The organism is Cyclobacterium amurskyense (genome assembly GCF_001050135.1).
GTDB classification, from domain to species: Bacteria; Bacteroidota; Bacteroidia; order Cytophagales; family Cyclobacteriaceae; genus Cyclobacterium; species Cyclobacterium amurskyense.
In genome coordinates, this window is the sequence record NZ_CP012040.1 from 4,006,651 (window position 1) to 4,019,750 (window position 13,100).

Below are 13,100 nucleotides of genomic sequence, written 5' to 3' on the forward strand. Positions count from 1 at the left end.
ACATATTTCGGGTTTTAGAAAGTTGAAAACTTTCCGCATTATAGGTCCAAGTTACACTTCGTTAAACTTGAACCAGTGTTACCGGAGGCTGAGCCTGTCGAAGCCGTAGAAATCCCCTCCCGGAGGCTGAGCCTGTCGAAGCCGTAGGAATTGAAAACGTTGATAACCTACCCTCACCGGAGGCTGAGCCTGTCGAAGCCTTAGAAGCCAAAGAGGGGTACTTCGGAAGTGGGGTAGGGTACTTCAGAACCTACCCATTGGAGTTTATAACCTCAATTACCCACCTTAAAACAGGGAGGGGGTACTTAAAACTGACAAGCTCGGACCTTTTAACTCGAATTTCCCGGTTCAGAACTGATATTTTTCACCTCAAACCTGAAAAATTCGACCAAAAACTGACAAGAAATAGGGTAAATATCGGAAAATAGGACAAAATTTCAGGAAAAGTCTTTGGATAAGGTCAAAATTACTAGGTTCAGAAGTGGGGAGGGGTACTTCAGAACCTACCCGTTGCAGTTATTTACTTCAAAATTCCAGTTATGAAGTGGGTAATTGAACCTTTTAGCCGGAAATTTCCGCCTTTTTGGCAGTATTTTTTAGGTTTTAACCAAAACATTTGACCAAAAACTGACAAGAGAGAAGGTTTAAAGTAAAGCATTTCAGCAAAATAATGCTTTGCATTGGGTTTTTTTAATTAAACTCGGATCCTTTAACAGGATTTCCTGGGCGCTCACATGGATGGTTGAAATCACTAGAGAATCAGCAGGTAGGAGATTTCAAGAGGTGTTTGACTATTTGGGGATAAATCTTGCGGATGCGGGAACATATAGGTTTCCGGCATTATCCGTTTACATACATCTGTAATAGTTTAACATCCGCTAGAGCAAAATATGCCTTAAACCTATCATTTTTCCAAAATCCCAAAAATCCCTGTATAAAGGTCATATAGGGTTTTTTATGTAGAAACATTTAGTTAGTTTAGTGGGCTGTATAAAATATATAAGTCACTTCTTGGGGAGGCTTATTTATATATAAATGTTGTGGGCAATACGTAACAAAAATAATCATAGTAACATGAAACAATTTTTTACAACGGCAATCTTGATTCTGACTTCTTCAATTGTTTTCAGTCAGTCAGAAACGGACTTCAGAAAAGTAAACTGGGGAATGAGCAATTCAGAAGTGAAGCAAATTGAAACGTCTGAACTTGTAAAGGAAGAAACGAATTCACTTGCATATCGGACTGACTTAGCAGGGTTTAATGCACTTGTTGGATACATTTTTGCTGGGGACAAACTCACACGCGGAAAGTATGTGCTTTTGGAAGACCATTCAAATAGAAATGATTTCATCAGTGACTTCAAAAAACTCAAAGAACTGTTGACTAAAAAATATGGTAACCCTGGCAAAGACGAAACCATTTGGAAAAACAACTTATATAAAGACGATTACGAAGACTGGGGGACTGCCATTAGTATTGGACATCTTATTTACTATTCAACATGGAAAACTGACCGAACAGAAGTAACTCTATATTTAAGCGGTGAGAATTATAGCATTAGTACAGTTATTGAATATCAAAGTAAAGAATTAGGAAATATAGAAAAAGAACTAAGAGAAAAAGAACAACTATCAGAACTTACTGACAGCACTTTTAGAAAAACTGTATGGGGTGCTTCAAAAACACAAGTAAAGAATGATGAAAAATTGGAATTATTGCATGAAGATGGAAATATTCTCGCTTACCAATCAACAGTTTTAGGATTTGACGCTCTTATTGGTTACATCTTCACAGGAGATAAATTAACTCGTGGCAAATATATTTTTCAAGAAGAACATTCGAACAAAAGTGATTTCATTTCAGATTATGAGTCGCTGAAAAAAATACTGACAAAAAAATACGGAGGGCCTAAGAAAGACCAAACTATTTGGAAAAATGATTTGTACAAAGATGATTATGAAGATTGGGGAACCGCAATAAGCATTGGACATCTTTTGTACTATTCAACGTGGGAGACAGAACAATCTGAAATTACTCTCATGCTATCAGGTGAAAATTATAAAATTGATTTACTCATAGAATTTATGAGTGTAGAATTAAAAGATTACGAAGAAAAAACTAAAGAAAAAGAAGTATTAAATGACTTCTGAATAGTAAGTACTGCCCACAACATTGTATAAGCGTAATGCGGGCTGAATGGCTAAAATTGATCATTTTTTCTCCTAATAAACTTTGCGGTATGCGGACAGTGAATAGCTCCGAAACCCGCACTAAGCTTATATTTGGCCGTTAGTGTGCCACGAAGCTGTGATAATCCAGTAGGTGTAAATCCTAATTAAATAATTTGCTGTTCATTTAGAAGAGCTCCACAAGTGAGGGTTACGCTTAAGCTCGGTAGGCTCAAATGTTCAAGCTTAAATACATAAGCGTGAACCTAGAAGTTTACTTGTAGATGGGGAGAGTTTTGACGGTCTCAAACTTTAGAACGGAGCATGGATTAACAGCAATGTGAAGTGTAATGGTCTACCGGAGTCATAGGGGTGGCGTGGTTATAGATGGATTACTACGGAACCCTGATTGAAAAGTCGGGGCAGGCTGTGAGAGGTCTCTTGTTTCAAAGGTTGGCAACAAACGGGCTGATATAAGCATAGCGAAGTTCAGCAAGGGTACAAGAGAAGTCGGAGGAGCCCATGGTACCTATGATTGTAGTGTGAACAAAAACCATAATAGGAAATGGGCTCTACTTTAGAGAAGCGAATATAGAATCGATACTTTCAGTACTGGCTTAGTCCTATTCGGCTGAATTTATAGGTAGTTGATTCTAAATGTCGCTATTTGTTTGTTCAAATATGAAGAGAAAGCAGATGTGATTCATTTAGCTCATGGATTATACATAGGCTGGGTAGATTGATGTGAAAAGCAAATAAAGAACTCTACCGGTAAGCCGTATGAGGGAAAACTTTATTGCCTGTCTGGTTTTTTCGGGGCCTGTCCTGTAGGTAACAGGGTACGGTTTGATAAAGGGTTACTGATTCTTTGCTACTTATTATTATCTTTATAGGTAATTAAATATAGTAGGCTATCAGGCTCTACTCTACCTTGCAAGCAAAAAAAAACTAAAACAATCAGATAGAAAAAGAAACATTTAATTTGCAACATAATTATGGAACGACTTCATCTTGATTTAACGAAAAACAAACTTAAAGGACCAACTCAAGAACAGATAGTTACTTGTAACCAATGGGCTGCAACTGCATTTGACAAATATCATTCTGACTCGAATGCAGAAATTGAATTTAACATTGATGGTATAATAAGAAATGCTATTCTTGAATGGGATTCTAATTTTTCAAAATCTGCGATGAAAGAAAAAATTGATATGGCAAATCACGGGGGTGTTGCAATGGCTTGGTTTATTATGTCAGTTTTGCAATTTTACACTTATGTTGAACAATCTGAAATTGGTGACGGTGTAGACTATCGCTTTAAATACGTTGAACCGGATGATGACGACTTAAATTTTTTGGATGACTATCATTATGTGGAAATTTCAGGGATTTTAGAAGAATCAAAAACAAATTCTTTAAAAGGAAGAATAAAACATAAACATGAACAGATAAAAAAAGGTGGAAAAAGGGACAAGTCGTCATCAGTAATTGTAACACTTTTTAAAAAACCAACTACTGTAAAAGAAATTCATAAATGAAACCTAAACTAATTCATCAAGAAGCAATGGATTATTCCTTTAAGGCAAAAAAGGCTTTAGAGGAAGATAATTATACCGCGGCTTTTGATTTATTTAACAAAGCGGCAGACTTAGAAAGTCAAGTGGCTGAATTCTATTTTGATAAACCTGAATTAGAACCTACTAGGAGTGTAATTATAAGAAGTGCTGCTTATTTAAACATAAAAGCAGGACAAATCGAACAAGCTAAGAAATATATATATTTTGGTTTATTGAATTGCACTGATATCCTAATAAAGAAACAACTCAATAACGCACTAGAACTTGCAGTATCACTGGGGAATTTAAACCCAGATGCAGCTAGTAGGGAATTTAACTACTTGAATTTATTGAGACAGCGTAGCATACACTACATAATTGAACCTGCACATTTGAGTTTTGGTCATTCTGTAAGTTTAGAAAGTATAAAAGATTTTTCTGAAAGTTATCTGAAATCACTAAAAGCATTTGCTGTTTCAAAGTTTAGAAGAGTTTTGAAAACTGAAGAAGAGTTCGAAAAAAGCGTTTTGAATGAAATTGAAAATTTAATCAATCCTTTAGTTACTAGTTCATCCTATGGTAGTTTCAAATTTTCAATTGCAAATGATTTCCTTTCAAGACCAGGAGACAAAAACGAATTAATTAAAATTAAATCAAATATTGTTGCTAATTATCATAAGGAGATTTTCATAAACCCATTGGCAGATGAAGATATTGAAATAATAAAGAAGAGTTACTCAGAAGAAGAAGTTAACGAAATATTTAGACCGCTCACCAAGATAAAATCCAACAATTCTCCATATAAGGTAGGATATTATAATACAGAAAATTTCAATAAAAAATTTGTATCTACAATTGAAAATAAGCAAAAACATAAACTTATAACTGTTAAGCAAATTTCTCAAGAGGATATAGGAGAATTAGAAAGTTCTTTGGTTCATAAACGTAGTAGCAAAGGAGGTCGAACCTCAAAACAAGTTATTTTCAGAGAACAAATGAAGACGGCAGAATATGAAATTAAAGTTTCTGAAATTAATCCGAAAGAATCAAACCCAATACTTCTTGCAGAGGAAATCATTGTTAGTATTAATTTTGATTCAAATAAAGGTTTTACTTTTTCTTTTGCTGATTTTAATATTCAAAATACTGATATTAGTCATCAAAAAGCATTAGAAGGTTTTCATATTAGTTTTTATAATAAGCTAAAGAGACTTGCTAATGAAAGTGAACAGGATTTCTCAAATCAAAAAGATTTAGAAATAGCAAATAGGATTATTAATAATTTAAAAGCATTGGCAGACTAATAAAATAGAAAAATGCTCAAATTTAACTACCTAAGAGAACGCCAGCAAGTAACAGGTGTCTGGTCTGGCACAATGGTGGTTGAAGTGGTTGATTGAATATACTACCTCGCATGACCCCCCCTAGGTGTAGTCTATGCCTTCGTGAGCTGGGTGTAGGTTTGCAACCACACCTTTCTATCCTTTCCAATTTGCAATTGGAAATGGACGGAATTACCAATGATCCACGGTTATCAAACCTTCTAATCCAACATAATTTCATCTGTTTATAATTGTTTTTTTTATGGTCAGAACTTGCCCCAGTTTATCAGGGTGGAATCTCGCTACAATAATCATTTTTTGGCCTGACGATTTCATCATGCTCGATTTCCTGATCTCTTATTTGATAAGCCTCTCCCATAACTAAAAATAATCTATCCTTGAATGAATTGCAAATGAATGCTGCCCGAGTGTATTGTTGATTAGGATAGGGTCTCAAATTTCAGTACAGTATTCAAAATTTTGTCCATTTGTTTACAAGGGGGTCTTCAGAAGCCATTGCAAATGGCATATAAAAGATTTCGACTTCAAAGTAAGTTAGGAATAAAAGGATGTAGAGGATTCTACACCCAGCCGGGGAGCTGATAGTTTGGTACTTCTTATTATCTTTATAGGTAATTAAATAGGGTAGGCTATTAGGCTCTACTCTACTGTGTAATGTAATTTAACATAATTGAACACGCTCTATAAAATATTGTTGCTAATTCCTTTTGTACTATTAAGTACATTCTTAGAATTCTGTGTTGGTAGTGAAGGGTTGGACACCTATATCACATCGTTCATTTCTATTTCACTCACCATTTCAACTTTTTCGATAAGTTTTTCTTTTCTACAATATCAATTTTCTCCCTATAAGTCACTCTTAAAATCAACTTCCAAAAGACAATTGTTTTTTTCTTATCTGACAATTATTTTAGGCCTATTGCCTTTATTTACGCTTTTCATAGATAAGAGCCACGTACCAACTATAAGTCTTTTTATTATCCCAATATTGGCCTATATGCTAATATTCTTACTCGTATTATCAATTGAAGAGTCAAATCCCCTTTTTTTAATAAAAAGGAGGTTAAGGAATAAATCGATTTCAAGATTTTTAAAAGCATATGAGAAAAAAGCTAAAGAACAATTAACTTATCTAAAGAGTTTAGAATTTTCGAAAGCCGATGAAACACCCATGCATGATTTCGGTGAATCGAAATATCAAAATGTTCTAATCAAAAACAACCCTTTTGACTTCCTAAATGAAGTGATTGAGATAAGTATTGCAAATTCCGACACGGAAAAATTCGAAAAGGCGTTTATCTGTTTCATAGAGCTTACAGAAAAGGTATTAAGTAATGAGGCAGTTAAAAAATCTGACTTCAGATTTAAAGCAAACAAGCTAATAACCAATTCTTTTGAAAAATTAACTGTAACAATAAGTGAGCAACCAAATAACAAAAATATACAGAACATATTTCTAGAAAAGATTGGTGTTTATCTTAAAGAAAAGGCTTTAAAAAACCAGCAGACAAGTCAAGTATTTCTGAATATGATAACTGCTCTTACAACGTTTGCAGAACGTATATTGATTACAGATAATCGTGATGGGGCATTATTTATTGTTTCATTAAACAGGCAACTCGCACAAAAAGGAATTTATGATCCACCAGAAGATAATGAAGATAGGTTCTTTGAACTTGATTTACCTGTTTTTCCTGCACAGATAAAAACCATTGGACAAAAAGCCATAGAACTTAAAAACTCTGATTTAACATTCAGGTGCTTAGAAGAAATTGGTTACTTAGGTTGTACAGCAATCAAAAATGACCATTATCAAGTTGGCATTGAAAGCCTGCAGTCGTTGGTACAACTTGGCAGGGAGGCTAGAGCAAATGATGTGAAATGTTTTTGGAGGCATTGTATGTTAGAAACAATCGATCATGCTGAGGAAAGAGTTTGGTGGATGTTGTCATGGGTAACACACCTTGATGAAAAATCTCAAAAAGAATGGGTTGAAACTTTTGAAACTGCATATTCTAGGTTAAGAGGGTTTAAACGTGAAATAGAGATTGCAGATGAAAACGGAAAAAAAGTATTTAGGTTTAAAGACATTGATGAACCTCACAAAGAATCTTTTTCTAAGGACAACTATTATAAAACCGTGGATTACTCAGATATTAAAGAAACTAAGGAATTTAGATTGTATTAAAAAAACAACACACACAATAACTAAGCATTCTGACGGCTGGTACAGCCTAGTCTGAATGCAGTGTGTGTGCCCGGCATGTACATCTGGTATCGAAGATATCAACTTAAGGGTGAAAACCTGTGCGAAGGATTAGCAAGTCGCAATGCCTGTCCCTCGTTGCAGGAGTCCTTTGTTGTAAAGCCCTGAAGCCTCAGGATATGCTTAAAGCGAGACTGAAAAACCGGTATTGAATAGGTAGGTCGGTAATATAAAAAGAAAATGGAGTTAGGGATTTAAATTTAATCCATCTCCAATAAATTGATCGTCAATTTCATAAATTGAAGAATAAATGAAGCGGTTTAGGAATAATATTTGAATTGGGGTAAATTTGTCAAATGTTCTATAGACGGAAAATAATATTGGGGTTAATCGAATTACTTGGTGGAGAAGTAGAAGAATTGCGTTTACAAAAGCTTCTTTTTCTATACGCTAAGAAAAAAACACAATCCGAATATGATTTCATCCCATACAAGTATGGTTGCTATTCATATTCTGCAAAAGCAGATTTAAATACTATGGTCAAGAAGGGGTTTCTGTCTGAGACAGAAAATAAGTACTGCATAGAAGACAAATCGAATTATTTTCAAAAATTGAAACCAGCGGATGCAAAGCTATTAAAGGAAGTCGTTTGGGATTATGGGCAAATGAGCAGGAATGCATTGATCAAACACACGTATTTGAATTTCCCGTTTTATGCAATAAACAGCACTATAGCTAATGAAGTATTGCCAGGTTCCTTGTATGATCGAGTTAAAGAAGCAATACCTAATGATGAAGAAATTACATTGTTTACTATAGGCTATGAAGGGATTTCACTTGAAAAATACTTGCAAAAGCTAATTAGAAACAATGTGAAGCTGTTGGTTGATGTTCGAAAAAATCCGCTCAGCATGAAATTTGGATTCAGTAAAACACTGCTGAAAAGATTTTGTAACAGCTTAAATATTGAATATTTTCATATTCCTGAAGTAGGAATCAGCTCGGATAAACGGCAGCAACTCGAATCCCAAACGGATTATGATAATCTATTTGCAGAATACCGCAAAACAACCTTGTCAGAAACAAAAAAAGCCCAACAGGAAATTCTAAAATTATTAATGCAGTACAAGCGTATCGCACTGACTTGTTTTGAAGCAGAGCCATGCCAATGTCACCGTTCGCATTTAGCTGAATTTATTTCTAAGTCTCCAGACTTCAAATACTCACTAAGACATCTGTAAAAATGACCCTGACTCGAGTTCTCATCACTGTAAAAACCTATCCGACCATTTCTTCAAAATATGATGAATTGGTTTGTACTGCAGGTTTTAAAGAAGATGGAACTTGGATAAGAATTTACCCAGTACCCTTTCGTCAACGGGCTTATACCGAGCAATATAAAAAATACGATTGGATAGAATTAGCCTTGGTTAAAAATACCAGTGATTTTCGCCCTGAAAGCTACAGACCGGCAACTTTAGAAACAGAGATTAAGGTTGTGGGACATGTAGATACTGCAAGAAATTGGGAAGAGCGAAAAGGTGTATGTCTAGGAAAAATCTACTATAACTTATCTGAACTTATAGCAGAAGCCAAAAACAAAAATATTGGGACATCTCTAGCGGTGTTTAAGCCTACAGAGATTTTAGACTTCTATGCTGAGCCTGTAGAACGTGAATGGAGCTCAAAGCAAAAAGCTAATCTTGCTCAACAAAATCTCTTTGAAACCAAATTTGAAGTAGTTAAGAAATTACCATATAAGTTCAAGTTCCGATTTAAAGATGACCAAGGGAAAGTGAGCAATATGATGATTGAAGATTGGGAAACGGGACAGCTTTTTTGGAGGCAATATGCCAAATACGAAGGAAATGAAAAGAAAGCGATAGATGATGTACGTAAGAAGTACTTTGATGACTTTTCCATGACCAAAGACCTTCATTTTTATTTGGGGACAACGCAGAAAAACCATTACGTTTCACACAATCCATTTATGATAATTGGGACTTTTCATCCAAAAATTGAGACCCAAATGAAAATGTTCTAATGCCAACGCTCGACAGCCATACACAATTCCAAACCACTCATTGATAGGATACCAGCCAAAGCTTGTCAAAGAGTATGTTTAACCGATGTAAGGAAAAAATAAAACAACTATCGCTTTCAGACATGCCCATTGGGAAAACATTATTGTTTAACCTGTTTTCCTCGGGGCCTGTCCTGTATTTTCACGTTTGGTGTAAGGCGCTGATTATTTGGTACTTCTTATTATCTTTATAGGTATTAATAAAGTATGCTATCAGGCACTTCGCTACCCTGCAACCAGAAAAACCGTACAAATAACATAATACGAAAATCAATCCACCTTTTTGCCATTAGACAAATTCCGAATAAAATGCAATGACAACCTTTGTGACTATGGACAAATTAATAAACTATCTGTTGGAATTTGGGCAGTTAAATCAACAGCAAATTGACATGATAAAAAGAAAAGCACAGGTATTGGAGTTGAAAAAGGGCGATTACTTTTCCGAAGCAGGAAAAATACCAAAACAAGTAGCTTTTATTGAAGAAGGTATTTTACGAGTATGTTACTATAATAGCGAAGGGGATGAAATCACCAAATACTTTGTTGATGAAAATAATTTTGCGGTGGACATAAACAGCTTCAATCAAAAAATCCCCTCTTCCGAATATGTTCAGGCTTTAACAGATTGTTCACTACTTGTATTTTCTACAGAATCACTCAACGATTTATCAGGTACTATCATTCAGTGGGACGGCATTATCAATAAGATAACCGAAAAAGCATTGATTGAAAAGGTAAATAAACTAAGTCCAATGTTAGCCGAAGATGCTACAACAAGGTATCTAAGTTTTCTTGAAAAGTTTCCGAATTTAGCCAACAGAATTCCGCTTTCCTATCTCGCTTCCTATTTAGGAATCACTCAATCATCGTTAAGTAGGATTCGAAAAAGCATCTGAAATGAGCACCGAAGGTTTTCGGTACAAATTCCATGTAGCCTTTAAAATGAATTAAATATACATGAATTCATTATTTGCCAAATGGCAAATGTTTTTGCTTTTGAAGTGTTGAACTTTGCTTCATCATTTTAATAAAAGACAAAAACAATATGGATTCAATAATTATTACAGGAGCAACCAGTGGAATTGGCTTTGAGTGTGCTTTACAAATGGCTCAAATTGCCAAAAACGAACAAATTATCATTCCTGCCAGAAATATTGGAGCAGGAAAAGGCATAATAGAAAAAATAAAAGACAAGACAGGTCATAAAAACCTAAAATGCTTGGAATTGGATTTGGCTTCATTAGAATCTATAAGAAACTTCTCTGAATCATTTGCCAAGGAAAAAAACAATTCCATTTCTATCTTGATAAATAATGCAGGAGTACAGAATATTGGCGAAACACAATATACGGCAGATGGATTTGAGCAGACATTTGGTGTGAATCATCTCGGTTCGTTTGCCTTGACTTTGCAATTGCTGCCCTTAATGAAAAATGACGGACACATAACATTCACATCTAGCGAAACACACGACCCATCACTTAAAACTCCAATAGAACCACCAATTTATACCAGTGTTCAAGAGCTTGCTTTCTCAAAAGAAACTTCCGAAAAAACTAACATAGTTGGACAAAGAAGGTATTCTACTTCAAAATTGTGTAACATAATGACCACTTATGAATTACAAGAGCGATTAAAAAAAACAAATATTAGGGTGAATGCCTATGACCCAGGAATGACTCCAGGAACAGGACTTGCCAAAACTTATTCACCTGTTATGCGATTTTTATGGAAAAACGTATTCCCTGTTTTGACCTTATTAAAAAGTAACATACATACACCAGCTCAAGCAGGAAGAAATTTAGCAAAACTTGCTTATTCTGAAAAGTACAAAGACTTGAAGGGAATTTATTTCTCGGATGGGAAAGTTGTTAAAACATCTGTTGATTCTTATAACAAGGTTTTTCAAAAAGACTTGTGGAGTGGCAGCCTTGAACTTACAAAAACCACATTTACAGAATAACAAAAAGAAACATCTAAAAATGGCAGCAGGTAGCAATTAAGCTACAATGATGCGATTAAGGCTTCGGTTTATTGTAGTCCTGAGCAGTCAGGATTGGACTCAAGCTCCGAGAGCTTTCTGCTAAGGGGATTGGATTGGTTTTGTTGGGTAATTCAGGGAATTACGTGGCAGTAAAATTATTAAAAAGTAGACGAATTGATTCTCCAATAGTGCTTTTAAATCTTTGTCTCGGTGGTTTTTGAGTTATTTTCAGTGGATCATTACATGGATTAACAACAATGTGAAGTGTAACGGTCTACCGGAGTCATAGGGGTGGCGTGGGTATTGATGGATTTTACTTAAGCTGTTTAAAATTATAATAGACAATAGGTGAATAGGTAAAGGTAGTCCAACTCCGCTTTTCTTTAGATTGACCCGCAGGAGGGGGGAGATAAGTCTGTTTCTTTAAGGCAAAGAAAAAGGTATTACCATCTAAGGTATCTAGCTATTTGAATTATCGTTACTAGTCCTTAAATTGTCTTCTACATCAGATGCCCTAATGTTAGCATTCATTAAAAATACCGTTCATCTTTAATAACAACATTTCTGATTTAATAAAAATTTGATCCTCAAAAATAGGCGGACTTTTTAATATCAAATGGTTAAAGTAATCAATAAATGGAAAATTTAGTTGGAGATACTACAGGATTAATTCATTTAATTTCATCTAGCAGTGCTCTTTTATTCGGAACGCTTGTTTTAATGCTAAAAAAAGGCACAAAACTGCACGTGAAAATGGGCTATCTTTATTTAATTAGTATGGGAGTTCTGATTTTAACTGCACTCATGATTTATAGATTATTCAATGGATGGGGGATTTTTCATTTTGCAACGCTCTTCAGTTTATTGACAATAATACTTGGAATGATTCCGGTTTGGACCAAAAAGCCCTTAAATACCTGGAAATTTCGGCATTTTACATTTATGTATTGGTCTGTAATAGGACTTTATTCAGCGTTTGGGGCTGAAATTTTAACTAGAATTCCAAAATCACCTTTTTTTGGAATGGTAGGGTTGGCAACAGTATTAATTTTGTTTTTTGGGGCAATATTCTTTAGAAAAAATAGAAGGAAATGGATAAAAGTATTTGGTTCTTAAAATGAACGAAATACCAATATCCTATAAAATTTATTACTCAGCCAGTTTAGAGTTGAATGGATTTTCCTAGCGGATTTTTTCTCGTCCAAAATGGAGAAATAAACAATAAAATATATCAGGAACTTTGTGAAGTTTCTAAAGCAACAGCTACAAGAGACTTGACGGAGTTAGTAGATAAAAAGTATTTATTTGAAAAAGTAGGAATTACAGGGGCTGCAACTAATTACGTGTTAAAAAAAATAATGGGCTAATAATGGGCTCATTATTCAATCAAAAGCAAATAGAACCAATCAAAATTTAATATTAATGTTTGCAAAATAAAATAGCAAAAACCCAACGGTCAAGAAGCTGTGGTAATCCAGTAGGTGTAAATCGCACCTAAATAATTTGCTGTTCATTTAGAAGAGTTCCACCCGTGAGGGTTACGCTCAAGTTCGGCAGGCTCAAATGTGCATGCTAAAATACCCACACGTCAACCAATTAGTGGCTCCGAGAAGTTGTACCTGTAGATTGGAAGTGTTGATCTCGATTTTAAGGAAACTTTATTGTTTACCCCGTTCTCCCCGGGGCCTGTCCTGTATTTAACAGGATCCGGTTTGATAAAGGGACTGATATTGTTCCGCTTATTATTATCTTTATC

At 34.8% G+C, this 13,100-nt stretch carries 10 protein-coding genes; all 10 read left to right on the plus strand.

Annotated elements, in window-relative coordinates; translation table 11 throughout:
• Positions 1-1,074 precede the first annotated feature (1,074 nt).
• The 10 genes from CA2015_RS16415 to CA2015_RS16460 all read left to right on the plus strand — a co-directional run bounded on the left by CA2015_RS16415 (position 1,075) and on the right by CA2015_RS16460 (position 12,711).
• On the plus strand, positions 1,075-2,151 hold the full coding sequence (locus CA2015_RS16415) for a hypothetical protein (protein ID WP_157470510.1): 1,077 nt from the start codon (positions 1,075-1,077) through the stop codon (positions 2,149-2,151).
• Positions 2,152-3,164: 1,013 nt separating this feature from the next.
• Entirely contained in the window at positions 3,165-3,707 is a 543-nt protein-coding gene (locus CA2015_RS16420) for a hypothetical protein (RefSeq protein WP_048642880.1), read from the plus strand.
• Positions 3,704-5,029: a hypothetical protein gene (locus CA2015_RS16425; RefSeq protein WP_048642881.1), complete on the plus strand. Its 1,326-nt coding sequence runs from the start codon at positions 3,704-3,706 to the stop codon at positions 5,027-5,029. The genes CA2015_RS16420 and CA2015_RS16425 overlap by 4 nt, the downstream gene beginning before the upstream one ends.
• Before the next feature lie 1,036 nt (positions 5,030-6,065).
• Positions 6,066-7,256 (plus strand): hypothetical protein, encoded by a 1,191-nt coding sequence (locus CA2015_RS16430; RefSeq protein ID WP_048642882.1) that lies wholly within the window; start codon positions 6,066-6,068, stop codon positions 7,254-7,256.
• A 398-nt stretch (positions 7,257-7,654) separates the two neighbouring features.
• Complete coding sequence (locus CA2015_RS16435; protein WP_240477817.1) at positions 7,655-8,515, plus strand: DUF488 domain-containing protein; 861 nt, start codon at positions 7,655-7,657, stop codon at positions 8,513-8,515.
• A 2-nt stretch (positions 8,516-8,517) separates the two neighbouring features.
• Entirely contained in the window at positions 8,518-9,318 is an 801-nt protein-coding gene (locus CA2015_RS16440; protein WP_048642884.1) for a hypothetical protein, read from the plus strand.
• 371 nt (positions 9,319-9,689) lie between these two features.
• Positions 9,690-10,256 carry a Crp/Fnr family transcriptional regulator gene (locus CA2015_RS16445; protein WP_048644580.1) on the plus strand — a complete coding sequence of 189 codons (567 nt, stop codon included), beginning with the start codon at positions 9,690-9,692 and terminating at the stop codon, positions 10,254-10,256.
• 149 nt (positions 10,257-10,405) lie between these two features.
• Positions 10,406-11,323 carry an SDR family NAD(P)-dependent oxidoreductase gene (locus CA2015_RS16450; RefSeq protein ID WP_048642885.1) on the plus strand — a complete coding sequence of 306 codons (918 nt, stop codon included), beginning with the start codon at positions 10,406-10,408 and terminating at the stop codon, positions 11,321-11,323.
• A gap of 657 nt (positions 11,324-11,980) precedes the next feature.
• Positions 11,981-12,460 carry a DUF2306 domain-containing protein gene (locus tag CA2015_RS16455; protein ID WP_048642886.1) on the plus strand — a complete coding sequence of 160 codons (480 nt, stop codon included), beginning with the start codon at positions 11,981-11,983 and terminating at the stop codon, positions 12,458-12,460.
• Positions 12,461-12,516: 56 nt separating this feature from the next.
• Positions 12,517-12,711 (plus strand): hypothetical protein, encoded by a 195-nt coding sequence (locus tag CA2015_RS16460; protein WP_048642887.1) that lies wholly within the window; start codon positions 12,517-12,519, stop codon positions 12,709-12,711.
• Positions 12,712-13,100: the final 389 nt, after the last annotated feature.